At 70.4% G+C, this 23,756-nt stretch carries 23 protein-coding genes; 7 read left to right on the plus strand and 16 right to left on the minus strand.

Going from position 1 to position 23,756, the window contains the following annotated elements; all coding sequences use genetic code 11:
* Together VKN16_17665 and VKN16_17670 are read right to left on the minus strand one after the other, a co-directional pair.
* Positions 1–113: DUF255 domain-containing protein (locus tag VKN16_17665; GenBank protein HME96037.1), on the minus strand; the 113-nt coding region annotated here is incomplete at its 3' end.
* A 14-nt stretch (positions 114–127) separates the two neighbouring features.
* On the minus strand, positions 128–1,114 hold the full coding sequence (locus VKN16_17670; GenBank protein HME96038.1) for an aminomethyltransferase family protein: 987 nt from the start codon (positions 1,112–1,114) through the stop codon (positions 128–130).
* A 76-nt stretch (positions 1,115–1,190) separates the two neighbouring features.
* Here VKN16_17670 and VKN16_17675 point away from each other — a divergent pair, with 76 nt between their 5' ends.
* The 3 genes from VKN16_17675 to VKN16_17685 are packed head-to-tail and all read left to right on the plus strand — an operon-like array spanning position 1,191 to position 3,047.
* A complete protein-coding gene (locus VKN16_17675; GenBank protein ID HME96039.1) occupies positions 1,191–1,892 on the plus strand; it encodes an A/G-specific adenine glycosylase in 702 nt (233 codons plus the stop codon).
* Positions 1,879–2,625 (plus strand): SDR family oxidoreductase, encoded by a 747-nt coding sequence (locus tag VKN16_17680; protein ID HME96040.1) that lies wholly within the window; start codon positions 1,879–1,881, stop codon positions 2,623–2,625. The genes VKN16_17675 and VKN16_17680 overlap by 14 nt, the downstream gene beginning before the upstream one ends.
* On the plus strand, positions 2,622–3,047 hold the full coding sequence (locus VKN16_17685; protein HME96041.1) for a (deoxy)nucleoside triphosphate pyrophosphohydrolase: 426 nt from the start codon (positions 2,622–2,624) through the stop codon (positions 3,045–3,047). The genes VKN16_17680 and VKN16_17685 overlap by 4 nt, the downstream gene beginning before the upstream one ends.
* Here the strand turns inward: VKN16_17685 and VKN16_17690 are convergent.
* From VKN16_17690 to VKN16_17740, 11 genes are read right to left on the minus strand one after another with little or no spacing between them, the layout of a single operon-like run.
* Positions 3,034–4,908: a TRAP transporter fused permease subunit gene (locus VKN16_17690; GenBank protein HME96042.1), complete on the minus strand. Its 1,875-nt coding sequence runs from the start codon at positions 4,906–4,908 to the stop codon at positions 3,034–3,036. The two genes, VKN16_17685 and VKN16_17690, sit on opposite strands and share 14 nt — an antisense overlap.
* A 38-nt stretch (positions 4,909–4,946) precedes the next feature.
* Entirely contained in the window at positions 4,947–5,957 is a 1,011-nt protein-coding gene (locus VKN16_17695) for a TAXI family TRAP transporter solute-binding subunit (GenBank protein HME96043.1), read from the minus strand.
* A 22-nt stretch (positions 5,958–5,979) separates the two neighbouring features.
* On the minus strand, positions 5,980–7,137 hold the full coding sequence (locus VKN16_17700; protein HME96044.1) for an FAD-dependent oxidoreductase: 1,158 nt from the start codon (positions 7,135–7,137) through the stop codon (positions 5,980–5,982).
* 13 nt (positions 7,138–7,150) lie between these two features.
* Entirely contained in the window at positions 7,151–7,879 is a 729-nt protein-coding gene (locus VKN16_17705) for an aspartate/glutamate racemase family protein (protein ID HME96045.1), read from the minus strand.
* A gap of 4 nt (positions 7,880–7,883) precedes the next feature.
* Positions 7,884–8,717 carry a tetratricopeptide repeat protein gene (locus VKN16_17710; protein HME96046.1) on the minus strand — a complete coding sequence of 278 codons (834 nt, stop codon included), beginning with the start codon at positions 8,715–8,717 and terminating at the stop codon, positions 7,884–7,886.
* Entirely contained in the window at positions 8,717–9,376 is a 660-nt protein-coding gene (locus tag VKN16_17715; protein HME96047.1) for a ferritin-like domain-containing protein, read from the minus strand. Before VKN16_17715 ends, VKN16_17710 begins: the two co-directional genes overlap by 1 nt.
* Complete coding sequence (locus VKN16_17720) at positions 9,373–9,732, minus strand: hypothetical protein (GenBank protein HME96048.1); 360 nt, start codon at positions 9,730–9,732, stop codon at positions 9,373–9,375. The genes VKN16_17715 and VKN16_17720 overlap by 4 nt, the downstream gene beginning before the upstream one ends.
* A 13-nt stretch (positions 9,733–9,745) precedes the next feature.
* A complete protein-coding gene (gene def, locus VKN16_17725; GenBank protein ID HME96049.1) occupies positions 9,746–10,294 on the minus strand; it encodes a peptide deformylase in 549 nt (182 codons plus the stop codon).
* The gene (locus VKN16_17730) at positions 10,282–11,352 is read right to left on the minus strand and encodes a TIGR03617 family F420-dependent LLM class oxidoreductase (protein HME96050.1); all 1,071 of its coding nucleotides are present in this window, start codon (positions 11,350–11,352) and stop codon (positions 10,282–10,284) included. Before VKN16_17730 ends, def begins: the two co-directional genes overlap by 13 nt.
* A complete protein-coding gene (queG, locus tag VKN16_17735; protein HME96051.1) occupies positions 11,349–12,272 on the minus strand; it encodes a tRNA epoxyqueuosine(34) reductase QueG in 924 nt (307 codons plus the stop codon). The genes VKN16_17730 and queG overlap by 4 nt, the downstream gene beginning before the upstream one ends.
* Positions 12,269–12,928 carry a methyltransferase domain-containing protein gene (locus VKN16_17740; protein ID HME96052.1) on the minus strand — a complete coding sequence of 220 codons (660 nt, stop codon included), beginning with the start codon at positions 12,926–12,928 and terminating at the stop codon, positions 12,269–12,271. Before VKN16_17740 ends, queG begins: the two co-directional genes overlap by 4 nt.
* Before the next feature lie 318 nt (positions 12,929–13,246).
* Between VKN16_17740 and VKN16_17745 the strand changes: the two genes are divergently transcribed.
* Positions 13,247–13,726 carry a DUF6790 family protein gene (locus VKN16_17745; GenBank protein ID HME96053.1) on the plus strand — a complete coding sequence of 160 codons (480 nt, stop codon included), beginning with the start codon at positions 13,247–13,249 and terminating at the stop codon, positions 13,724–13,726.
* A gap of 296 nt (positions 13,727–14,022) precedes the next feature.
* Positions 14,023–15,042: an ABC transporter substrate-binding protein gene (locus VKN16_17750; protein HME96054.1), complete on the plus strand. Its 1,020-nt coding sequence runs from the start codon at positions 14,023–14,025 to the stop codon at positions 15,040–15,042.
* Between the two features lie 6 nt (positions 15,043–15,048).
* Here the strand turns inward: VKN16_17750 and metH are convergent, their stop codons facing one another.
* Both metH and VKN16_17760 read right to left on the minus strand, forming a co-directional pair.
* Positions 15,049–18,501, minus strand: a complete 3,453-nt coding sequence (gene metH / locus VKN16_17755; protein ID HME96055.1) for a methionine synthase — start codon at positions 18,499–18,501, stop codon at positions 15,049–15,051.
* A 61-nt stretch (positions 18,502–18,562) separates the two neighbouring features.
* A complete protein-coding gene (locus VKN16_17760) occupies positions 18,563–20,173 on the minus strand; it encodes an AMP-binding protein (protein ID HME96056.1) in 1,611 nt (536 codons plus the stop codon).
* A gap of 90 nt (positions 20,174–20,263) precedes the next feature.
* Here VKN16_17760 and VKN16_17765 point away from each other — a divergent pair, with 90 nt between their 5' ends.
* Complete coding sequence (locus VKN16_17765) at positions 20,264–22,576, plus strand: xanthine dehydrogenase family protein molybdopterin-binding subunit (GenBank protein ID HME96057.1); 2,313 nt, start codon at positions 20,264–20,266, stop codon at positions 22,574–22,576.
* 3 nt (positions 22,577–22,579) lie between these two features.
* Positions 22,580–22,846: a zinc ribbon domain-containing protein gene (locus VKN16_17770; protein ID HME96058.1), complete on the plus strand. Its 267-nt coding sequence runs from the start codon at positions 22,580–22,582 to the stop codon at positions 22,844–22,846.
* Here VKN16_17770 and VKN16_17775 read toward each other — a convergent pair.
* On the minus strand, positions 22,843–23,688 hold the full coding sequence (locus tag VKN16_17775) for a carbohydrate ABC transporter permease (protein ID HME96059.1): 846 nt from the start codon (positions 23,686–23,688) through the stop codon (positions 22,843–22,845). The two genes, VKN16_17770 and VKN16_17775, sit on opposite strands and share 4 nt — an antisense overlap.
* Positions 23,689–23,756: the final 68 nt, after the last annotated feature.

The raw sequence follows: 23,756 nt of genomic DNA on the forward strand, positions 1-23,756 counted from the left end.
CGCTCGAAGGCCTCGGGGCCCCACGGATACCAGTCCACCGGGTTGTGGGCATGCTGCAGGAGGTAGGGGCTCGTCTCCGAGGCGAGGCGGTTCGCGGGGCGCGACGAGGGCACGGGGCCGGTGCCCGTCAGGAGCCCGGGACGAACGGCAGCGCGACCACGCGGGCCGGCTGCTCGCCGGCGGCATCCGCCACCGTCACCGGGCTACCCGGCTCGAAGTGCTCGCGGCGCACGTAGCCCAGCGCGATCGGCCGGCCGAGAGCGATCGAGCGCACCGCCGAGGTCACGCGGCCGATGTCCTTGCCCTCCGCGGTCACCCGCGCGTCCGCCTCGGGAATGCGATCGCCTTCGATCACGAGGCCGCTCAGCGCCCGGTTCACGTGCCCGCGGTATTTCACCCGCGCGACGGTCTCCTGGCCGATGTAGCACCCCTTCGTGTAGCTGACGAGCGACTCGAGGCGCGTCTCGGGCAGGATCACCGAGTCGTCGACGTCGCGCGGATACCAGGGCTGGCCGGCCTCGACCCGCAGCACGTCGAGCGTCTCGGGGCCCGCCGGCACCGCGCCCGCTCCCACGAGGGCGCCACGCAGCGCCTCCGCCCGGTCCGCGGCCACCCAGCAGTGGAACCCGGGTCCCGGCCCCTCGGCGCGGTTGATCACACGCACCGGCCCGGCGTCCATTCCGACCTCCGCGTGCGCGTACGGAGCCAGGTCGATCGCGCCGCCGCTCAGGCCCTCCAGCAGCGCGCGGGCGGCCGGACCCTGCAACGACAGGATCGCGAAGGCGGTGTCGGCCGCCTCGAAGTAGGCCTTCTCGGAGATGAGGTAGTGATCCAGGGTCTGGAGCGTCTTCTCGGTCATGTCCGCGGGTAATTCGATCAGCACCTGGTCGGTCGCCGCGTAGACCACCAGCAGAGTCATCACCTTGCCGTGAGCGTCGAGGAACGCGGCGGGCGCGCCCTGCCCGGGCTGGAGTCCCTTCACGTCGTTGGTGAGCATGCCCTGCAGGAACGCCAGTCGATCGCGGCCGGTGACGGTCACCTTCCCCAGGCTCGAGCGGTCGAAGAGCACGACCGCTTCGCGGGCGGCACGATATTCGCGGGCGACGTCGGACATGGTGAACGTATTGTTGACGCGCGGGAGAGCGCTGTCAACTTGCGGGGCGCCCGGCACCTCGTACACAATGGCGCCCGTGTCGCCGACCGGATTGCCCGCCCCGCCCGCCCGCTCGCGATTTCGCCGCCGTCTGCTCGCCTGGTACGGGCGGCATCGCCGCGACCTGCCGTGGCGGCGCACCGAGGATCCGTACCGCATCCTCGTCTCCGAGATCATGCTTCAGCAGACCCAGGTCGATCGGGTGATCCCGAAGTATCACGAGTTCCTGGACCGGTATCCGACGCTCCAGAGCCTCGCCGGCTCGACTCCGGAGGAGGTCGCGCGCCTCTGGTACCCGCTCGGCTACAACATCCGCCCGATCAACCTGCGCGGCATCGCCTGCGAGGCGGTCGCGAGCTACGGCGGCCGTCTCCCCGACGACGACGCCCTGCTGCGCGGCATGCGCGGCATCGGCCGCTACACCGCGGGGGCGGTGCGATGCTTCGCGTACGGCCGCGCGGTGCCCATCGTGGACACCAACGTGCGGCGCGTCCTCGGCCGGGTGTTCCTCGGGCCGCGGCGTCTCGGACGCCTGCGGGGCCAGAAGACGATCTGGGATCTCGCCGGCGCCCTCGTGCCGCCGCGGAAGGCGTACGACTACAACCAGGCCCTGATGGACTTCGGGGCCACGTGGTGCACCGCCCGGGCGCCGCGCTGCCGCCGCTGCCCCATGAACCGCTTCTGCGCGACGTACCGGACGACGCGCGGCCGCGGGCGAGGCGCTCGTGCGCACGCTTGAGGGCAAGACCGCGATCGTGGCCGGCGGCGGCACCGGCATCGGGCGCGCCATCGCGCTGGCCTTCGCGCGCGAGGGCGCGCGGGTCGCGGTGTTCGGCCGCCGGGCCGAGCCGCTGCGCGAGGCGGTAGAGGCGATCACCGCGACCGGCGGGATCGCGCGCGCGGTCGCGGGCGACGCCGGCGTGGAGGGAGACGTGGCCCGCCTGGTGGACGACGCATGCGGCCGGTGGGGCGGCGTGGAGGTGCTGGTCAACTCCGCGGCGGTCCGCCTCAACGCCCCGCTCGGCGAGATATCGGCCGCCGACTTCGCGGAGGTGCTGCGCATCAACCTGGTCGGGGCCTTCGTCCTGACCCGCATGGTGATCGCTCCCATGCGCGCGCGGGGCGGCGGGTCGATCATCCACATCGGCTCCGCGCTGGGCGAGGCGGCCGCGCCGTTCTTCTCCCCCTACGTCGCCTCCAAGGGCGGGCTCAACGCGCTGGCCCGCGCCGCGGCGGTCGAGCTGGTGAAGGACGGCATCCGGGTGAACGTGGTCGCGCCCGGCACGATCGACACCGTCATCAGCCAGGGCGTGAGCGACTTCCGCCGCGGGATGCTCGAGCGCCGGATCCCGATCGGCCGCGCCGGTCACGTCGACGACATCGCCGCCGCGTGTCTCTACCTGGCCTCCGACGGGGCGCGGTACGTGACCGGCGCGACGCTCGCGGTGGACGGCGGGTGGACCGCGTCGTGAGCGGGGATCCCCTCACCCTGCCCTCTCCCCGGAGGGGAGAGGGCTTCGTGTGCGTCGTGGCTGGGGTGATCGAGCGGGACGGGTTGATCCTGATCGCCCGGCGGCCGGCGGCGCTGCATCTCGGCGGCCTGTGGGAGTTCCCGGGCGGCAAGCAGAACGCCAACGAGAGCCCGGAGGCGGCGCTCGCGCGGGAGATCGCCGAGGAGCTGGGCGTGCGCGTGACGGTGGGGCCGCTCCTGGAGCGGGTGGACTGGAGCTATCCCGAGAAGCGGGTGCGCCTGTCGTTCTTCCGCTGCGCGATCGAGGGCGAGGCGCGGCCGCTCGAGGGGCAGGAGCTGGCGTGGGTGCGTCCCGCCGACCTCCGTCGTTACGAGTTCCCGCCCGCGGACGCGACCCTGCTGGACCGCCTCAGCCGCGGCTGACCGCGAGCTCGGCGCGCCGTCGGGCGCTGAGCACCAGGATCCCGGCGTACAGGGCCAGCCCCAGCGCCTGCACCGGGCCACGGCGCGAGATCATGAGCGCGGCCGCGGCCAGGCACAGCCAGCGGAGCCAGCCGGAGACCGGCCCCCACGCATGCCCCACCACGCACGAGGCCAGCGCGATCGCGGAGAGCGCGGCCATGGCCGACACCAGGATGATCTGCGGCCACTCGCCCTTGAGCAGCAGCTCCTGGTGGTACACGAACGCGAACGGCACGAAGAAGCCGGCGACCCCCAGGCGGAAGGCCTCGATGCCGGTGGCGAACATGTCGGCGCCCGCGATGTTCGCGGCCGCGAAGGCGGTGACCGCGTCGGGCGGGGTGAGGTCCGACAGCACCGCGTAGTAGAAGACGAAGAGATGCGCGGCGAGCAGGCCCACGCCCAGGTTGCCCATGGCGGCGGCGCCGACGGTGACCGAGATGACGTACGCCGCGGTGGTGGGGATGCCGGTGCCGAGCACGGACACCACCACGAACACCAGCAGCATCGCGACGAAGAGCACCCCGCCGGCGGCCTGCACCACCACGCCGCTGAAGGCGAGCGCAGCCCCGGTACGGGTCAGCACCCCGACGATCATGCCCGAGCCGGCCAGCGCCACCGCGATGGTGGCCGCCGAGTACGACGCCTCGGTGAGGGCCTCCCAGCACTTTCGCGGCGTCATCCAGGTCTGGCGGTCGAGGAACGAGAGCACGAAGGTCACCACGATGGTGTAGAAGGCCGCGCCGGTCGGCGAGTAGCCCTCGGCCAGCAGGTAGACGATGAGCGCGAACGGGATCGCGAAGTAGGCGTGCCGCAGCACCGGCTTCCAGGAGGGCAGCTCGGAGCGCGGCACCGGCCGCATGCCGTAGCGGAGGGCCAGGAAGTGCACCATGGCCATGAGGCCGACGTAGTAGAGGATGGCCGGGATGGCCGCCGCCTTGATGATGTCGAAGTAGGAGATGCCGGTGACCTCCGACATGATGAACACGCCGGCGCCCATGACCGGCGGCATGATCTGCCCGCCGGTGCCCGCGATGGCCTCGATGGCGGCCGCGTTCTTGGCGCTGTAGCCGCCCTTCTTCATGAGCGGGATCGTGAAGGAGCCGGTGGCGTACACGTTGGCCACCGTGGAGCCGGAGATGGTGCCGAAGAGGGCCGAGGCGATGACCGCGATCTTGGCCGGGCCTCCCCGGGCCCAGCCGGCCAGGCGCACCGCCACGTCGATGACGAACTCGCCGACGCCCGCCTTCATCATGACCGCGGCGAAGAGCACGTAGATGAACAGGATGTTGGAGGAGATGCCGGTGAGGAAGCCGTACATGCCCTCGTCGCCCGCCAGGTAGACGAACTCGACCATGCGCGGGAACGAGTAGCCCTTGAAGTTGAACAGGCCCGGGATCCACTGACTGGTGGCCAGGTAGAGGAGCGAGACCGAGATGGTGACCGCCATCCACGGCGAGAGCGATCGGCGGCACGCCTCGATGACCAGGACGGCCATGACGCTGCCGATGATCACCTCGATGGGCAGCACGGGGGAGGCGCCCTCCCAGCGGTGATTCAGCCGGTCCGCGTTCCATATGTGATAGAGGCTCGCCACCGCGGTGATGGCGGCCCAGAGCCAGTCGAAGGCGCTCGGCCGCGTCTTCGGCGAGCGGGAGTTGAACGGGAACGCGAGGAACGCGAGCGGGATGAGGAACAGCAGGTGGACCGCGCGCTGGAGGCGGGGCTCGAGCGTGCCGTATCCCGCGGTGTAGAAATGGAAGAGGGCGGCCGCCACCGCGTAGGCGCCGGCCGCCCAGTAGACCCACCCGTCGAGCTTTCTGATCCTCCCGCCTCCGACGCGTCAGGCCCCGACGGGCGCGGCTACTTGAGCCATCCCTTCTCGCGGTAGTACTTCTCCGCACCGGGGTGCAGGGCCACGCCCAGGAAGAGATAGCCCTTCGACGGATCGTAGTCGGCGAGGCTGCCGTGGATCTTCCGCACGCGGTCCGCGTTGTCGTTCAGCGCCTTGGTGATCTTGTAGGCCAGGTCGTTCGACATCGCGCTCGAGACCGTGATGGTGGTGCCCATGGTGGCGGAGACCACCGGCTCGTTGCCGTTGACCGCCTTGGGATAGGTGCCGGGCGGGATCACCCCCTCGCCCATGCCGAACTTGCCCAGGTATTCCAGCAGCGGCTTCGGGAAGGCGAGGATCTTCAGCTCGCGGCCCACCGAGGCCTCGGTGATCGAGGCGCCGGGCAGCGCCAGGAAGGTGAAGGTCCCGTCCACGTTGCGGTCCTTGAACGCGCCCGCCTGCTCCGAGTACGAGCCGCGGAAGAACTTGGTCCCGGCCGCCTCCCAGGTCTTGTAGCAGTCCGCGCTCTTGCCGGGCTGGCAGTAGCCGTAGAACTCCATGATCTTCTCGAAGACCCAGACGTCGGAGGAGCCGGGCTTGGAGATGGCCAGGCGCATCGGCTTCTTGGTCTTGAAGATCTCCTCCATGGTCATCTTGGCGAACGGCGAGTCGGCCGCGACGTAGAAATGGAAGGTGTTCAGGCTCATGTTGCCGGCGAGCGCGCGCAGCTTCTCCATCTTCTGGCCGGGATACGGATCCTCGCCGCGGTAGGCCGCGCCCAGCAGCGGCGGCAGCCCCATGCCGAGCTCGGCGTCGCCTTTCTCCACCAGCAGAGGATTCTGGGTGCCGCCGCCCGGGATCACCTTGACGTTGAGCCCGGCCTTCTCGCGCAGCAGCTCGGCCATGCCGCCCGAGATCGTGTACCAGCCGCCGCCCACCGCCCCCGCGGTCCAGGTCAGCGACTGCTGGGCGGTCGCGCTACCGGCCAGCGCGGCCACGAGGGCCAGAGTCATCACCACGAGCCCCAAACGCTTCAGCATCGGCACCGCCTCCTGTGAGAGCTCAGAACATGTTGGCTTCGGCGCGCAGTCTTCCCGCGGCGAAGCGGTCGAGGGACAATGCGTCAATATCCATGCTGCCGGCGCGGCCGTCAAGCAGGATCTCGGTCATGAGGATCCCGATCGCGGGCGCGTGCATGAAGCCGTGGCCGGAGAATCCGCAGGCCACGTAGAGGCCGGGCGCTTCGCGCGCCGGCCCGAGGATGCCGTGGTAGTCGGGGGTGAGATCGCGCACGCCCGCGTAGGCGCGCATCACCTGGGCCTCCGCGAGCGGCGGCACGCGGCGCGCGGCCGCGCGGAAGACCGCGTCGAAGGCCCCCCAGTCCACCGTGGTGTCGTGTCCCGGCTGGAGGTCCTTGTCCGTCCCGCCCATCAGCACCGCGCTCAGCCCCTGCCGGTGGACGTAGAAGCCGGTGTCCAGGTCGACGATCAGCGGAAAGACCGCGGGCAGGCTCGGCAGTGGCTCGGTGACCATCACCTGCCGACGGTACGGCCGCGACGGGATGTCGACGCCCGCCATCGCGCCGATCTCGTCGGCGTGTGGCCCCGCGCAGTCGATCACGACCGGCGCGCTCCAGTCGCCCCGGCGCGTGCGCACGCCGGTGACGCGCTCGCCGTTCAGCACGAGGCCGGTGACCGCGTGATCGGTCAGCAGCCGAAGGCCCCGACCCTTCGCGACCGAGAGGAAGCCCTGGAGCATCGAGTACGGATCGGCCGAGCCGTCGTCGGCGCAGAACGTCCCACCCACCAGATCGTCGGTGATCAGCGGGGCCAGGTGCGTCTGGATCTGGGCCGGGGTGAGCACCTCGCTCGGCACGCCGAGGCCGCGCTGCAGGCCCACGCTGCGCCGCCCCTGCTCGAGGGTATCCTCGGAGGTCGTGACGAAGAGGTAGCCATGGCGGATGAAGTCCACCGAGCAGCCGAGGATCTCGCGGTCGTGCGTGAAGTAGCGATAGGAGAGCTGCGTGAGACGCACGTTGGCCTCGGTGGAGAACTGGAAGCGCACGCCCCCGGTGGCCTTCGAGGTGGCGCCGGTTCCCGGTAGGGCCTCCTTCTCCAGCATCACCACCCGCAGCCGGGGATCGCGCTCGAGCAGGTGAAACGCCACCGACCCGCCGATGATGCCGGCTCCGACGATGATGACGTCGGCGGTCTGGGTCACGCGGGCCGCGTGCTCACTCGGGACGCGGCGACAAGCCGTGCCGCAGCGACTCGTGCACCATGCGGACCAGCGTGGTGATGTCGAAGACGGGCAGGCCGGTGGCGGCCTGGATGTCGGCTCGGTAGGGCGGCATGTTGGTGCACTCGAGCACGATCGCGCCGACCTCGGGGTTCCGGGCGACCATCCGCCGGGCCACCGTGAGGTGCTCCTGGCGCGCGGCCTCCACGTCCAGTGAGAGGAGATCGTCGAGCAGCACGCGGGTGAACTCCTTCTCACCCTCGAGTCCCGCGACGACCAGCGGCGTGTCCGGGGATATGCCCGCGCCCGCCAGGTGCTCGCTCCCGAGCGACGTGGAGTCGACGGTGAGCACGCCGACCGCGCGGCCGGGGGGCAGCATGCGCTGCACCAGCGGCACCAGCATCAGGCTCGACGTGAACACCGGGATCGCCACCGCCGCCGCCATCTCGGGCTGGAACTTGGCCAGAAAACCGCAGTTGGTCGTCACCGCCCGCACGCCCTCGCGCTCGAGGAAGCGCGCGCCCTCGATGAAGGCGGGCAGCAGCTCGCGCTGGCCCTGGCGCACCACCCGATCGGGCGAGGCGCCGGTCACGCGGTGGTAGCGCACCGGGAAGTCGAACGTGCCCGCGTTGCCCATGTCCCCCGGGATCCGCGGGAAGCGGGTGTCGAGCATGAGGATGCCGACCGAGAAGCCGTAGAGGTTGGTGCCGCCCTGCACTCGCATGGGGCTAGTTCAGCCGGGCCAGCTTCTGGCGCACGCGGCGAAGCTGGCTGCGCACCTGCTCGTGGTCGCCCGCGTCGGGGAACTCGGTGAGATAGCGCTCCCAGTCGGCCACCCCGCGCTCGAGCCGGCCCATGCTGCTCCACGCGGTGCCACGGTCGCGCCGCTCGCCCGCCGCGGTGGGATCGAGCGCGAGGAGCCGGTCGATGACCCGCACCACCTTGTCCCACGCCTCCTGCCGCCAGTAGATGCCCTTGAGATTGGCCAGCATGCGCGCGAGGAAGTGGCGGTTGTCCACCGGCGCGAAGTGAGCCGGCGTGAGACGCACCGGCCGGCCGAGCGCGCGATTCACCACCTGGCCGCAGGTCTCCACGGTGAGGATCGCGCCGCGATTGAAGGGGTCGAGCAGCACGTGCTCCCCCGCGATGCGCGCGCCGGTGATGAAGTGGCCGGGCAGCCCGATGCCCTCCATCTCGAGGCCGAGCCGCCGACCCGTCTCGATCAGCACGAGCGAGAGCGTGATGGGGATGCCGACGCGGCGATCCAGCACCTCGTTGAGGTGGCTGTTGCGCGGGTCGTAGTAGTCGGCGCGGTCGCCCGCGAACCCCATCTCCTCGAACAGGAACTCGCGCAGCCGATGCAGGCGCGACAGGGCGTCGCCCGCGCGTCGGGCGGGCTCGGCCGCGTCGGCCAGCCCATTCAAGTGGCTCAGGTACCCGTCCACGTCGAGGCCGGGCTGCTCGGCCGCCGCGATGAGCAGTGCGGCTCGGGCCAGCGGAACCTCCGGATCGGGACGTCGGACCGCGGCGGTGAACTCGGCCAGCGAGGGGTCTGGATCCATCAACAGCCGGGGGCGTGGTGGATGCCCGCGGTGCGCAGCGCCGCCCCCTGCAGCTCCTCGGCGAGCGTCAGCGTGCGAACCGCCGCGCGCCGCGCCGCCTCCTGCGCCCCCGGTGTCGTCGCCAGCTTGAGGAGGAGCGACCGGCCGAGCTGGTGATGGAAGCGCTCGTCGGGCTCGATGATTTCGCGGTAGAGGGTCGCCGTCATGGCGTCGCCCGCGCGATCGCAGAACTCGATGAACTGGCGGTTCTTCACCACCGCGATGGCCTCCCGGGTGAACTGCCCCGCCGCCACGCGCTCCACGGTGGTCTCGAGCGCGTCGAGATAGTTGAACAGGGGCCCGAAGCCCTGAGCGAGCGGATCGAAGCCGCGCGCGTCGAAGCCCAGCTCGCCCAGGCGGTCGGCGATCATCCGGTAGTGCTTGGCCTCGTCGCCGGCCTGGCGCGCGAAGGCCATCTTCACCTCGACGTCGCTCGTGCCGACCAGCCAGCGGGCCGCGATCTCGGTGGCCTCGATCTCGTTCTTCAGGGCGACCTTCAGGAGATTGGTCACGGTCAACGCGCCGGAGACCTCCGGCTTGAGCGTCGCGTCCGGCTCCAGCCGGCGCAGCACCGCCTGGTTGGCCTCGTCGAGCCGGGCGACGAATTCCTCGGCGGTCATGCGGCGAGCCCGCGCTGCAGGAGATCGGGCAGCTCCCGGGTCAAGGCTTCCTTGGTGACCACTCGGCGGCAGCGCGCGTGCAACGGCTGGGTTGCGCGGGCGAGGGCGTGGGTGGTGAACCCCAGCACCGCGACCGCGGGGGCCGCATCGAGGGCCGCGAAGATGGCGTCGTAGTCCCAATCATTCATCGTAAGATCCACGATAGCTAAATCGGCGGACCCCGGCGACGACGGGCCGAGAATCGCGTCGAGCTCCTCGGGCGTGCGGGCGAAGCTGAGCGGGGTGCCCACGAGGCGCGCGGTCTCGCGGATGCGGGCGACGAAGAAGAGATCCCGGACGACGGCGACCACCTTCATCGCCCGGCTGCTCCTAGTCGTCCTGCTCCTCGGCGCCGAGCCAGTACTTGTTCCACTCGGCGAGATGGGTCAGGGTCGTGAAGTCGCGCATGCGATCGAGGTAGACCACGCCGTTCAGGTGATCGGTCTCGTGCTGGACGACCCGGGCGAAGAACTCCTTGGCTACCACCTCGATCTTGCCGCCGTCGCGGTCGCGCGCCTCCAGCCGCACGCTGCCGAAGCGCGGGACCACGCCCCGCATGTCGGGCACCGAGAGGCAGCCCTCCCAGCCGTCTTCCTTCTCCTCGGTCAGGGGGGTCACCACCGGATTGATCAGCACCGTGAGGGGAATGGCGGGAGCGTCGGGATAGCGCGGGTTGCCGTGCACCTCGATCACGCAGATCTGCTTGAGCGCGTGCACCTGGTTGCCGGCGAGCCCGGCCCCGTTGTACTCGCGCATGGTCTCCACCATGTCGTCGATCAGGCGCTGGGTCTCGGCGGCGCGGATCTCGCCGATCGGCACCGGGAGCGCGCGCTGCCGGAGCACCGGATGTCCAAGACGGGCGACCTTCAGGATGGCCATGCCTCTCTCCTCTCGCGGTCGGATTGTAGCATAGCCCCTCCGGCGCGCTCGAAGGCGGCCAGCACCTTCGGCCATCGGGGATCGTCGAGCGGCGGCTGGAACGACGGGTAGAGCTGGGTGCGGTCGTAGAGGCCGCGATAGCGCTCGCGGATGCGATCGCCGATCTCCTCGAAGGGCCCGGTCACCGCGAAGAGGTCCAGCGTCTCGTCGGAGATGAGGTCGGTCATGCCGGCCCAGTCCCCCGCGAGCGATTTCTGGTGCAGCCGGGGGACGAGGTCCTCGAGGCCGTGCGCGGCCAGCACCGGTTGGTACGTTCGCGTGGACGCGTAGAAGGCGATCTGCTGCTTCACCGCGCCCGCGTTGCGTCGCCGCTCCTCCTCCGTGTCGCCCAGCACCACCATGGTGGAAGCACGGAAGGTGAAGTCGGCGCGCGAGCGGCCGCCGCGCGCGAGGCCCTCGGCCACCGCGGGGTGCACGCACTCGCGCAGGTAGCGCGCGCTGTGGAAGGAGTGCACGTGCAGGCCGTCTCCCACCTCGCCCGCGATGCGGCACATCCGCGGGTTCACCCCGGCCAGGTACACCGGGATGCGTGGATGGTCGATCGGCCCCGGGTCGAAGAATGGCGTCATGAGGTCGAATCGGTAGGAGCGGCCCTCGAAGCGCAGTGGGGTGCGATGCTGCCAGCGATCCCAGATAGCCCGCAGGGCTCCCACGACCTCACGCATGCGCGGGCCCGGTGCCTCCCACGGGACCGAGAAGCGCCGCTCGTTGTGCGCCTTCACCTGAGAGCCGAGACCCATGACGAAGCGGCCGCCCGAAGCCTTCTGCAGGTCCCAGCCGGTGTGAGCCAGGATCATCGGGCTGCGCGGAAACGCCAGCGCGATGGCGGTGCCGAGGCCGATCCGTGTGGTTGCGCTGGCCGCGACCGCCAGCGGCAGAAACGGGTCGTGCCGCGTCTCGGCCGACCAGATCGCGCCGAAGCCCAGGTCCTCGGCGCGGCGCGCGTACTCGGCCACGGCCGGCAGGTCGAACGTCATCAATCCGATGTCGAGCCTCACGTGCCGTTCTCCAGATAGATCGAAGCGTTGCGCCGCAGCCCCGAAGGCTTCGCTCGAAGCAGGGCGGTGCCGCGGAAGCGCTGGCGGATGGCCTCGTCGTCCATGCTCGCGAGCGCGGCCGCCTCGGGGTAATGCTCCCGCGGTCTGAATTCGGTCTCGCGGCTGACCGGCGCCTTGCGATTCCACGGGCACACGTCCTGGCAGACGTCGCAGCCGAACTGCCAGCCTGCCATTCCCGCGTGGAGCCCCGGCTCGATCTCGCCGCGATGCTCGATGGTGAGATAGGAGATGCAGCGCCGGGCGTCCAGCACGTAGGGAGCCACGAAGGCCCCCGTTGGACAGGCGTCGAGGCAGGCCCGGCACGAGCCGCAGCGGTCGGCCAGCCGCTCGTCGAAGTCGAGATCGGCGGTGGTCAGCAGCACGCCGATGAAGAACCAGGAGCCGAGCGCCGGGTGGAGCAGCATGGTGTTCTTGCCGATCCAGCCGAGGCCGGCGCGCGCGGCCAGATCGCGCTCGAGCACGGGGCCCGTGTCCACGTAGCCGCGGCTGCGGGCGCCGGCGGCGTCGGCGAGATGGGCGGCCAGGCGGGTGAGACGCGGGCCGATGACGTCGTGGTAGTCGCGGCCCCACGCGTAGCGGGCCACCGGCGTCCACGAGTCATCGGGCGGCGCGCCCTGGTGGTAGTTCAGCGCCACGCAGACGGTGGCGCGCGCGCCCGGCAGCACCCGCCGCGGGTCCAGCCGCTCCTCCAGCCGCCGCCCGAGGTAGCCCATGGTGCCGGCGTGCCCGGCCTCGATCCAGCGGCGGAAGGCGGCGCCGTGCTCCGGCGGCTCGCACGGTCCGATCGTGACCAGGTCGAAGCCCAGCTCGAGCGCCAGGGCCTTGACCGACGCGGTGAGCGTGGTGGCGGCGAGCGTCATGGCCGGGAGCCGAGGCGCGCCTTGACGAGGAGGTGGCTGCGCGTCAGTGTGCGCCCCCCGCCCTCCAGGAACGCGATGTAGCGGAACCAGCGGCCGTCGGCGCGCCAGCGGTCCTCGAGGCCCACCGCCGCGGCCAGTCCCTCCTCGACCGACGAGAACCGCCGCACCTCGCGCTCCACCTCGAGCACCTCGACCACGAACCCGTGGCGCTCGAGCACGTCGCGCATCCGCGCCTCGTCGTAGGCGAAGCGGGAGACCCGGCCGGTCTCCTTCCACTGGTCCACGTGAAACGCGACCATGCCCAGGCAGTGGCCCGGCGAAAGTGCCGCCGCGGCGCGCTCGACGATGGCGTCCGAGGCGCAGAGATGCGCGGTGACCAGGTCGGGTTCCCAGGCACTGTAGGCATCGCGCTCGACGTCGGCCTCGTGGAATTCCGCGTTCGTCAGCGAGGCGGCCCGCGCGTGGCCGCGCGCTTCCGCGATGGCCGCGGCGTCTCGATCGAGGCCCACCACCCACTTCGCGGCCGGCGCCAGCGCCAGCGTCAGGCGGCCCGAGCCGCAGCCGACGTCCAGCACCCGGCTCCGATCGAGCGGCTCGGCGGCCAGCAGCGCGAGGAAGCGAGGACTCACCCCGGGCGCGGTCAGCGGGCTCGGCATGCGAGGGCGCGGTCTACTCGGTCCGGAACTATCCGGCCCGCTCGGTCCCGAGCTTGCCGTGTCCGCTCGGGTCTGCTCGTCCGACCTTGGAAGCACTTGGCATCGCCTCGGATCCCTTCGGATTCTACTGACACGGGGTCACACGGATCACGGAGTAACGTACACCCAAGCGCCGGCGGGCGCCCGGATGCACGCGAGCGGTTCCTGCCGTCTTGACCGGGGAAACGTAGTAATAGTTGGGCGCCCGGTGATCTCACCAATTGACCAGCGAGGGAAGGCATGAGAATCCCCTGTCAAAGCGAGACCAGGGGCTGAAAGATGTTTTGGATCGTCGCCTTCAGTTTGACCGTGGCCGGCGCGGTCGCCCATCTCCTGATAGGTGACAGTGGTGTGACGGTCGAACGCGCGGGCCGCGTCGGCCTCTTGTGGCTCAGCGTGGTCTTCTATGGCGCAGCCACTTTCTTGTCGGGCCTGCAACATGTGCTCGTTCCTGACCGGATTGCGGACTCCATTGGATGGCCGCGCGGCAGTGGCTTCCAGATCGAACTGGGATGGGCCGAGGTTGGTACGGGCGTTGCGGGGCTCTTAGGCCTTTGGTTCGGACTCCCGTACGTCGTTGGTCCGTGTGTTGCCGGTGCGATCTTCTACCTCGCCGCCGCAGTCGGCCACGCCCGCGACATGGCGAAGGGCAGCCGACGTCCCGGCACCGCAGGGCCAGTTTTCTACATCGACATTCTGGCCGCTACTGTCACTGTTCTGGCCATCTTCATGGCGCACCCATGGAGGACAGCGGCATGACATGCGCATCATCACTTGCTTCCTTGAGCTTCGGCCTTACTACCCCCGATCAGGCCACCTGCTTGAGGGCCGCCGCGGCGCGCGTGAAGGTGGGTGCGCTTCTGGATGATAAACGCGTCACGGAGCAAACGTACACGTAGTCGCGCGAGCCCTCCGCGGGGCGCGGCGCGGTGCCGCGCTCTCGGCGGTCCTGCCGCGCAGTTCTTCTCGACGGGCTTGACTGAGCGCGCGGCGTCGCGGATGTTAGCTCGGTGCATCGATCAATAGGCAGGCCGACCACAGGCGCGGGACCCGCAATGACGACCTTCGGGGGAAGGAGTTCAGCCGCGACCTGGGCCAGACTCAGGCTCGTGGTGGCCGCCGTAATCATCCTTGCGGTGCCATCCGTTGCCCATGCCCAGCCAGTCGGGAAAGTGCCTCGCGTAGGCTATCTGTCACCGTTCTCGGCGTCGGACCCCGACCTTCAGCATAGTCGCGACCTCTTCTTGCTGGCACTCCGCGAGCTCGGCTACGTGGAAGGTCAGAACGTCGCGGTCGAATACCGATGGGCGGAGGGGAAAAGCGAGCGGCTGTCGCGCCTGGCCGCCGAGCTGGTTCGGGCCGAGGTCGACGTCATCGTCGCGACCGGCGGTGTGCCACCGGCTCAGGCGGCACAGCGGGCGACGAGGACGATACCCATCGTCGTCGCCGGAGCGGTCGATCCCGTGGGGGCCGGGCTCGTCGCCAGCATCGCGCGGCCGGGGGGCAACATCACGGGATCGACCCTCATCGCCGAGGCACTGGTGGGGAAGCAGCTCGAGCTGCTCATGGAGGTCGTCCCCAAGGTATCCCGGGTGGTCGTCCTCTGGAATCCGGACAATCCCGGCAACGAGAGCCAGCTGCGAGCGGCCCAGGCGGTGTCGGGAGTGCGGCTCGAGCCCGTGGGGGCGCGTAGTTCCGCCGAGATCGAGAAGGCGTTCGCGACAATGTCACGACAGCGCCCCGATGGGCTCGTCGTGCTGCTGGACGCGATCTTCCTCGGCGAGCGAGAAAGAATCGCGGACCTCGCCATGCGGAGCCACCTGCCGGCGGTCTACGGGTATCGCCTGCACGCGGACGACGGCGGCCTCATGGCGTATGGGGCGAGCCGCATGGAGCTGTGGAAACAAACAGCGGTCTACGTGGTCAAGATCCTCAAGGGCGCCAAGCCCACCGACCTGCCCGTGGCACAACCGACGAAGTTCGAGCTCGTGATCAACATGAAGACCGCGAAGGCTCTGGGCCTCAGGGTCCCGCAACCGGTCCTGCTGCGAGCGGACGACATCATCGAACGATGAGGCGGGTCAGTCGGCCTTGAAGTACTTGGCCTCCGGATGGTGGAAGACCAGCGCGGAGACCGAGGCCTCGGGATCCATCATGAAGCCGTCGGTCAGGGCGAGCCCGATCTGCTCGGGCTGCAGCAGATCGAAGAGGATGCGCTGGTCGGCCAGGTTCGGGCAGGCCGGGTACCCGAACGACACCCGGATGCCGCGGTAGTGGGCCTTCAGCTTGTCCGATAGGGCGAGACCGGGCGGATCCGGGAAGCCCCACTGGGTGCGTAGGCGCGCGTGGAGCATCTCCGCGAAGGCCTCCGCGGACTCGATGGCCAGCGCCTGCAGCGCGTGTGAGCGGAGGTACTGACCTTCCTCCTTCCAGCGCTCGGCCCGGGCGCGCACGCCCGCTCCGCAGGTGACCGCGAACAGCGCGACGTAGTCCACCTCCCCGCTCCCCCGCTCGCGCACGTAGTCCGACAGGCAGAGCCGCTCGCCGGCGGGCTGGCGCGGGAAGCGGAAGCGGCCGACCTCGCGGCCGCCGTCGAGCAGCACCAGGTCGTCGCCCTCGACGCCGGCCTCGTAGAACCGGTAGAGCCCGTCGGCCCGCAGGATGTGCTGCTCGATGGCCAGGCGCTCGAGCGCCTCCACCGCCTCGTTGATCTCCACGACCTTCGGATCGCCCTGCTCCAGGAGGCGGGTGACCGAGCCCTTCACCCCGAGGTGCTTGCCCAGCAGCATCTGCAGATTCAGGTACGGGAAGACGTGGCCGAGCGGCACGTCGCGCAGCACGTGGAGCTTCAGGTCCGGCGGCGTCGGCACCGGCACGGAGCGCGAGACCGACGAGCGGCGGGGCGCCGCGGTCTGAGCCGCCGCCGCGGGTGCCTCGACGGTCGCGGCGCCCGCGCGGAGGGTCTCCTGCTCGGCGCGGAGGCGCTCGACCAGCGCGTCGCGCGTGGTCGCGCTGAAGAGCCGGTTGGCCAGGTCGAGCCCGTCCATCGCGTCCTTGGCGTAGAGGGTGAGCCCGCCGTACTCGCTGGCGATTCGCGTGGCGGTGAACTTCCGCGTCAGCGCGGCGCCGCCCACGAAGAGCGGCACCTCGACCCCGGCGGCGCGCAGGTCCTGGGCGGTGACCACCATCTGCTGGGCCGACTTCACCAGCAGCCCGGAGAGGCCGATGGCGTCGGGCTTGTGGCTGTGGTACGCGGCGATGAGATCCTCGGGCGGCACCTTGATGCCCAGGTTCACGATCCGGTAACCGTTGTTCTTGAGGATGATCTCGACCAGGTTCTTGCCGATGTCGTGGACGTCGCCCTTGACGGTGGCGAGCACGATCGTGCCGCGGGTCGCGCTCTCGTCCTTGTCCATGAACTGCTCGAGATAGGCCACCGCCGCCTTCATGGCCTCGGCGGACTGCAGCACCTCGGCCACGATCAGCTGATTGTCGTTGAAGAGCCGGCCGACCTCCTCCATGCCCTTCATGAGCGGACCGTTGATGATCTCGAGCGCGCTCAGCTCCTCGAGCTTCAGCGCGAGGTCGTCCAGCAGCCCCTCCTTCGAGCCCTCGACGATGTAGCGGGCGAGCCGCTCGTCCAGCGGCAGCTGGACCGCGGCCTCCCGCGTCTTGGTGCGGCCGCGGAAGTGCGCCGCGAACGCGGCCACCGGATCGGGGCCGCGCCAGTAGATCAGGTCGAGGGCCAGGCCCCGTTCCTCCTCGGGGATCGAGGCGTAGCGCTCCAGCCGCTCGCTGTTCACGATGGCGTAGTCGAGCCCGGCCTTGGTGCACTCGTACAGGAAGACCGCGTTCAGCACCTCGCGGCCCGCGGTGGGCAGGCCGAACGACACGTTGGAGATGCCGAGGATGGTCTTGCAGCGCGGGAAGCGCGCCTTGATTGACCGCACGCCCTCGATGGTCTCGACCGCGGAGCCGATGTAGTTGGCGTCGCCGGTGCCCACCGGGAACACCAGCGGGTCGAAGATCAGGTCGCGCTCGGGCAGGCCGTACTTGCCGGTCAGGAGCGCGTGGGAGCGCTCGGCGATGGCGAGCTTCCGCTGCCGAGTCACCGCCATGCCCTGCTGCTTGTCCTCGTCGATGCAGCCCACCACCACCGCGCCGCCGTAGGTGTGCAGCAGCGGCACCACCCGCTCGAAGCGCTCCTCGCCGTCCTCCAGGTTGATGGAGTTCACCAGCGCCTTGCCCTGGCACTTGCGCAGGGCCAGCTCGAGCACGTGCGCGTCCGTGGAGTCGATCATCAGCGGCGCCTTGACCTTCCGCGTGATGAAGTCCATGAAACGGTCGACGTCGGCGGCCTCGTCGCGGTCCGGGTTGGCGAGGCACACGTCGAGCACCTGCGCGCCGCCGCGGACCTGGGCCCGCCCGATCTCGGAGGCCTCCTCGAACTTCTCCTCGACGACCAGCTCTTTGAACCGTCGCGAGCCGATGACGTTGGTGCGCTCGCCCACGATGATCGGGCGCACGTCCTCGCTCGGGTACACCGCCTCGACCCCGCTCACCGCGGGCGCGCGCTCGGAGGGCGGCCGTCGCGGGGCCCGGCCCTCGACGAGGCGGGCCAGCGCGCGCGTGTGATCCGGGGTCGTCCCGCAGCAACCGCCGATCACGTTGACCCAGGATTCGTCCACGAAGCGGCGCATCTTGAGCGCCAGGCTCTCCGCGGTCTCCTCGTAGTGGCCGTGCTCGTCGGGCAGCCCCGCGTTGGGATAGACGGTCACGAAGCAGGTGGCCACGTCCGAGAGCGTCCGCAGGTGGTCGGTCATGAACTCGGGCCCCGTCGCGCAATTCAGCCCGATGGAGAAGAGGCCCAGGTGCTCGACCGAGGCGTACAGGGCATCGACCCCCTGCCCGGCCAGCATCGTGCCCATCGGCTCGACCGTGCCGCTGATCATGAGCGGCAGCGTCACGCCCGCTTCGGCCATCGCCTGCTTGACCCCGATGGCCGCCGCCTTGACGTTGAGCGTGTCCTGACAGGTCTCGAGCAGGAGGGCGTCCACGCGACCCTCGATCAGCGCGCGGGCCTGCCGGTTGTAGCCCTCGCGCACCTCATCGAAGCTCACGTTGGCGGTGACCGTGATCGTGCGAGTGCCCGGACCCATCGCCCCGATCGCGAACCGCGGGCGGTGCGGCGTCGAAGCCCGATCCGCCGCCTCGCGGCACAGGCGGGCCGCAGCCAGGGTGATATCGTGGCAGCGCGCGGCCAGATCATATTCGGCGAGCACATAGGGGGCGCAGCCGAAGGTGTTGGTCGAGATCAGGTCTGCGCCCGCTTCCAGGTACGCATCGTGGATGGCGGCGATGACATCGGGTCGCGTGAGGTTCAGATGCTCGTTGCAGCCCTCGTACCTCGCCCCGCCGAAGTCCTCCGCGGACAGGCCGCGGGACTGGATCATCGTCCCCATGGCCCCATCGAGGACCAGGATGCGCTGCCTCAACTCCTCGGCCAGCCGCGCGGAGCGCTCGGACAGACTCATGCTGTCATCTTAGCATCCGCGATCGACTGGAGTGCCGACGCGGCCCGGGCCCGCCGGGACCTCAGCGGCGCTTCTTCCGCTCGCGGAGGTCGACGGCGCCGGCCCGGGCGCGGGGATCCTCGCCTCGGGGGAAGATCTGGGCCTTCTGCACCTTCTGGGTGCCGGTGGTCGGCAGGCTCTCGACGAACAGCACCCAGCCGGGGGCCTTGAAGTAGGCGAGGCGCTCCAGGCAGAAGTCGGCCAGCCGACCAGCGAGCGCCGCGTCGACGGCGGTGCCCGGCATCGGGACCACGCAGGCCATGACCTCCTCCTCGCGGATCTCGTCGGGCACCGCCAGCACCGCGACCTGGGCCACCGCCTCGTGGGCCTGCAGGACCGCCTCGACCTCGGCGGCCGCGATGTTCTCCCCGGAGCGGCGGATGATGTTCTTCTTCCGGTCGACGAAGATCAGCAGGCCGTCGGCGGTCTGGCGCACGACGTCGCCGGTGTGGAACCACCCGCCCCGCCACGCCTCGGCGGTCGCGGCGTCGTTCCTGAGATAGCCCGAGAAGAAGCCGTGGCGCGGCCCCTCGGGGCCGCCCCAGCGCACGAGCAGCTCCCCGTCCGTCTCCCGCGCGACCTCGCGGTCCTGCTCGTCCACCACCCGCGCCTCGAATCCGCCGTGAGGCCGGCCGAAGGCCCGCGTATGGATCGCGCGCGGCTCGTGGCAGTCGGAGAAGATCCGGCCGGTCTCGGTCATGCCCCAGACTTCCACCAGGGGAAATCCGAAGCGCGCCTCGAAGGCCTCGTGCAGCTCGGGCTCGACGCCGGCGCCGAGGCCGGCCTTCACGTGGTGCGCCTTCTCTTCCGGGGTCGGCTCCTGGTTGAGCAGGAGCGGCGGCATCACGCCCAGGTAGTGGATGATCGTCGCGCGCGTGGCCACCGCGTCGGGCCACCAGCGCCGCGGGCTGAATCGCTCGGGCAGGATCAGACAGTTTCCGGTGAGGATCGCGCACGTGGCGGTCACCGCCAGGCAGTTCATGTGGAAGAGCGGCAGCGGGTTGAGGAACCGCTCGCGGCCGGGCTCGATGGTGAGCCGTCCGCCGAGGCGGCGATACCAGTCGCCCGCGTTCAGGTAGTAGAAGTTGCTCAGCACGCAGCCCTTGGGCCGCCCGGTGGTGCCCGAGGTGTAGAGCAGGCCGGTCTCGCTGCCGAGGCCGGGAGCGTCGTCCCGGGGCGCCGGACGGGGCCGCGGCAGCGACGCGGGCCAGGCGCCCGCGTCCACCACCGGGAGCGGCCGCGCGCGCTCGGCCGCCACCGCCTCGAGCGAGCCCACGCGCTCGGAGATCGTGACCGCGAGATCGGCCTCGGAGTGATCCATCTGGTAGGCCAGCTCGTCGTGACGATAGTCGGGATTGACCGGCACCACGCTCGCGCCGAGGGCGTTCAGCGCCAGGTAGTGGAAGAAGAACTCGGGCCGGTTCTCGAAGAGCAGCGCGACGCGATGCCCGTGGCCGTAGCCCGCGTTCTCGTAGGCGCGCTTCGTGCGAAGCACCTCGTCGCGCACCGCTCCGTAGGTCAGCTCGATGCCGTCGGGATGGTACGAGCGGCCGGGCGCGGACGGCACGCAGAGGAACGACTGCGCGGGCACGGCCGACGCGGTCGCCACGAAGGCCTCGAACACCGTCTGCATGGCTCACGACTTTCTCCCAGGGCGGCGGGCCCTGTCAAATCGCCGGCGCGGTCGGGACGCGCCGGGGTCTAGGGTATACTCCGGTCGCGAATGGACACGCCGATCGGCTCCCCGCTGCGCCGCAGGGAAGACGAGCGCTTCGTCACCGGCCGCGGCCGCTACGTGGAAGACCTCCGCTTCCCCGGCATGCTGCACGCCGCGTTCGTGCGCAGCCCCCACGCGCACGCGCGTGTTCGCGCCATCGACACGAAGGCCGCCGCCGCGGTGCCCTCCGTCGTCGCGGTCTACACCGCGCGCGATCTGCCGGAGTGCGCCCGGCCCATTCCGCCCTCGATGGCGCCGCCCGCCGGGTTCCGGCCGACCACCCAGCCGGTCTTCGGCGATCCGCTGGTCCGCTACGTCGGCGAGGTGGTGGCCGCGGTGATCGCCGAGGATGCCTACGCGGCCGCGGATGCGGCGGCGGCGGTCGTGGTGGACTACGAGCCCCTGCCTGCCGCCGGCACCCTGGAGCGCGCGCTCGCGCCGGGCGCGCCGCGGGTCTTCGACGGGTGGCCCGACAACGTGGCCGGGCTCTCGACCGCGCGCGTGGGCGACGCGTCGTCGGCGCTCGCCGGCGCCGACCTCGTGGTGGAGGCGCGGCTCGGCATCGGGCGGGTCCACGGTGTGCCGATCGAGACGCGGGGGATCGTGGCCACACCGGAGGGCCCGGACGGCCGCTTCACGCTCTGGACATCCAGCCAGAGCCCGTACGGGCTCCGAGGGGTCATCGCGGGAATGCTCGGAGTGGCCGAGGAGCAGGTGCGCGTCGCGGTGGTCGACACCGGCGGCGGCTTCGGCATAAAGGGTCACGCGTATTCCGAGGATCTGATCGTCGCGGCCGCGGCCCGGCGGCTCGGCCGGCCGGTGAAATGGGCGGAGTCGCGCCGCGAGCACTTCCTCACCGCATCGCCCGACCGCGGACAGCGCCACGTGGCCCGGATGGGGCTCACGCGTGACGGGACGATCGCCGCGGTGACGACCAGCTTCAGCCGGGAGCATGGGGCGTACATGTCGAGCGGCGAGGTGGTGACGCGCAACACGATCAACCACCTGCCCGGGCCCTATCGCATCCCGAACCTCGAGGTCAGCGCCGCCAACGTGGTGACCAACGCGGTCTTCGGCGCCGCGTATCGAGGCTCGGGACGGCCCGAGGCCAACTTCGTCGTGGAGCGGCTGCTCGACCGAGGAGCCCGGGCGCTCGGCCTCGATCCGGCCGAGGTGCGGCGACGGAACATGATCCGTCCCGACGAGATGCCGTACCGCACCGGGCTGGTCTATCGCGATGGGACGCCGGTGGCCTACGATCCGGCCGACTACGTCGGCAGCTTCGACCGGCTGCTCGCCGACTTCGAGTACGACACGTGGCGCCGGCGCCAGGGCGAGAGCGCGGGCGGGGCGCGGCCGATCGGGGTGGGGCTGGCGGCCTACGTGCAGGGCACCGGGGTGGGGCCGTTCGAGAGCGCCGACGTGCGCATCGACTCGACCGGCACGGTGCACGTCTACATCGGCGTCTCCTCGCAGGGCCAGTCGCACGAGACCACCATGGCGCAGATCGCGGCCGCCGAGCTCGGCGTGGATCCCGACCGCGTGTTCGTGATCGCGGCCGACACCACGCGCCTGCCCTACGGCAACGGCACCGGCGGCAGCCGGGTGGCCGCGAACGCGGGACCGTCGGTGGCGCGCACCGCGCGCGAGGTGGCGGGCAAGGCGCGGGTGGTCGCCTCCGAGATGCTGGAGTGCGCGCCGGCCGACGTGGTGCTGGCGGGCGGGCGGGCGCACGTGGCCGGGCTGCCCGAGCGCGGGGTGGCACTGGGCGATCTGTCGCGCGCGGCGGTGCGGAACAAGACGCTGCTGCGGGAGTCGCGCCCGGGGCTGCAGGCGTGCGGCTATTTCGCCCCGGAGACGGTGACCTTCGCGTTCGGAGCCCAGGCGTGCGCGCTGGAGGTGGACGTGGAGACCGGGCGCGTGCGGATCTTGAAGTATCTGGCCGTGCACGACTGCGGGCGGGCCATCAATCCGGTGGTGGTGGACGGCCAGCTGCACGGGGGGCTGGCCGGGGGCATCGGGACCGCGCTCATGGAGGACCTGCTCTACGACGACCAGGGACAGCTGCTCACCGGCAGCCTGATGGACTACGCGATCCCGGCCGCCGCCGATCTGCCCGCCTTCGAGACGCGGATCCTGGCGTTCCCTTCCACGCGCAACGACCTGGGGATCAAGGGCGTGGGCGAGAGCGCGATCATCGCGCCGCCCGCGGCCATCGCCAATGCGGTCGAGGACGCGCTGCATTCCCGCGGGGCCTCGGTCCTCGAGGTGCCCGTCACGCCGGCGCGCGTGTGGGAGGCGCTGAGGCGGGGCGCGTAGCCGATGGAGATCGCGATCGTCGCGGCCCTGCTCGGCCTCATCCCCGCGACGATCGCCCACAAGAAGGGCCGGCGGTTCGCGCCGTGGTGGCTCTACGGGTTCCTGCTCTTCATCGTGGCCCTGCCGCACGCGCTCCTGCTCAAGTCGGGCTTGGAGCAGATCGAGGTTCAGCCGGCCGCGCGGGGCCTCAAGAAATGCCCGTTCTGCGCCGAGATGATCAAGCCCGACGCCCGGGTCTGCCGGTTCTGCGGACGTGATCTCCCCGCCTAGGTCCCCTGGACCGCCCCGGAGACCAGCCCGTGGGTGAGGTAGCGGCGGAAGATGTAGTAGAAGATCACCGGCGGGATCGAGTAGATCACCGAGAGGGCCATCAGCAGGTTCCACGGTGAGTCGTCCGACGTGAGGAAGTTCCCCATGCCGACGGGCAGCGTGATCATCTTCTCGCCCTGCAGCAGCAGCACCGCGTATAGGTATTCGTTCCAGGCGAAGAAGAACGCGTAGGTTCCCACCGCGATCAGGGTCGGGGTGATCAGGGGCAGGTACATCCGGAAGAAGATCGCGACCGGCCCGGCTCCGTCGATGGCGGCGGACTCGTCGATCTCGTTCGGGATGGTCTTGGCGTAGTCCCAGAGCACCCACAGGGCGTAGGGCGCCGCGAAGGTGGTCATGGCGAAGATGAGCGCCCAGTAGGTGTCGAGAAGATCATAGTCGCCCATGATCTTGAAGAACGGGATCGACAGGAACGAGGCGGGAATGATGTAGGTGAACAGGGTCATGCCCGAGATGTAGCGTCCCAATCCGAAGCGGATGCGCCCAAGCGCGTAGCTGCCCAGCGCGGCCACCGCGAGCACCGCGAGCATCACCGCGGTCGATACCAGCAGGCTGTTGCCAAGCCAGCGCCAGAAATACTTCACGAACGGGCTCTCCTGCAGGAGCACGAACTTGAAGTTGTCGAGCGTGGGGTGGTGCACCACGTACACCGGGCGAAAGAGGTCGTTCCACGGAGTCAGCGCGAGGCTCACCATGTAGTAGATCGGGAAGATCGTCCACGCGGTGACGATGGCGAGGATCGCGGCGCGAAGCGCGGTGGTGGTCCAGCGGTGACGGGTCATTCTAAGCGCGTTCCGTGGAGGACATCGGTTGATGGTTTGGCCTCTTCGCGCAAGCGCTCATCGGGGCG

It is taken from the genome of Candidatus Methylomirabilota bacterium (assembly GCA_035315345.1).
GTDB lineage: Bacteria > Methylomirabilota > Methylomirabilia > Rokubacteriales > CSP1-6 > CAMLFJ01.

What these genes read in the sequence shown, in the direction of transcription:
- VKN16_17670 (HME96038.1), bottom strand. Translation starts at nt 1,114, where the DNA reads ATGTCCGACGTCGCCCGCGAATATCGTGCCGCCCGCGAAGCGGTCGTG.
- VKN16_17695 (HME96043.1), bottom strand. Translation starts at nt 5,957, where the DNA reads ATGCTGAAGCGTTTGGGGCTCGTGGTGATGACTCTGGCCCTCGTGGCC.
- VKN16_17705 (HME96045.1), bottom strand. Translation starts at nt 7,879, where the DNA reads ATGCGAGTGCAGGGCGGCACCAACCTCTACGGCTTCTCGGTCGGCATC.
- VKN16_17710 (HME96046.1), bottom strand. Translation starts at nt 8,717, where the DNA reads ATGGATCCAGACCCCTCGCTGGCCGAGTTCACCGCCGCGGTCCGACGT.
- VKN16_17715 (HME96047.1), bottom strand. Translation starts at nt 9,376, where the DNA reads ATGACCGCCGAGGAATTCGTCGCCCGGCTCGACGAGGCCAACCAGGCG.
- VKN16_17720 (HME96048.1), bottom strand. Translation starts at nt 9,732, where the DNA reads ATGAAGGTGGTCGCCGTCGTCCGGGATCTCTTCTTCGTCGCCCGCATC.
- def (HME96049.1), bottom strand. Translation starts at nt 10,294, where the DNA reads ATGGCCATCCTGAAGGTCGCCCGTCTTGGACATCCGGTGCTCCGGCAG.
- queG (HME96051.1), bottom strand. Translation starts at nt 12,272, where the DNA reads ATGACGCTCGCCGCCACCACGCTCACCGCGTCGGTCAAGGCCCTGGCG.
- VKN16_17740 (HME96052.1), bottom strand. Translation starts at nt 12,928, where the DNA reads ATGCCGAGCCCGCTGACCGCGCCCGGGGTGAGTCCTCGCTTCCTCGCG.
- VKN16_17745 (HME96053.1), top strand. Translation starts at nt 13,247, where the DNA reads ATGTTTTGGATCGTCGCCTTCAGTTTGACCGTGGCCGGCGCGGTCGCC.
- VKN16_17750 (HME96054.1), top strand. Translation starts at nt 14,023, where the DNA reads ATGACGACCTTCGGGGGAAGGAGTTCAGCCGCGACCTGGGCCAGACTC.
- metH (HME96055.1), bottom strand. Translation starts at nt 18,501, where the DNA reads ATGAGTCTGTCCGAGCGCTCCGCGCGGCTGGCCGAGGAGTTGAGGCAG.
- VKN16_17760 (HME96056.1), bottom strand. Translation starts at nt 20,173, where the DNA reads ATGCAGACGGTGTTCGAGGCCTTCGTGGCGACCGCGTCGGCCGTGCCC.
- VKN16_17765 (HME96057.1), top strand. Translation starts at nt 20,264, where the DNA reads ATGGACACGCCGATCGGCTCCCCGCTGCGCCGCAGGGAAGACGAGCGC.
- VKN16_17770 (HME96058.1), top strand. Translation starts at nt 22,580, where the DNA reads ATGGAGATCGCGATCGTCGCGGCCCTGCTCGGCCTCATCCCCGCGACG.
- VKN16_17775 (HME96059.1), bottom strand. Translation starts at nt 23,688, where the DNA reads ATGACCCGTCACCGCTGGACCACCACCGCGCTTCGCGCCGCGATCCTC.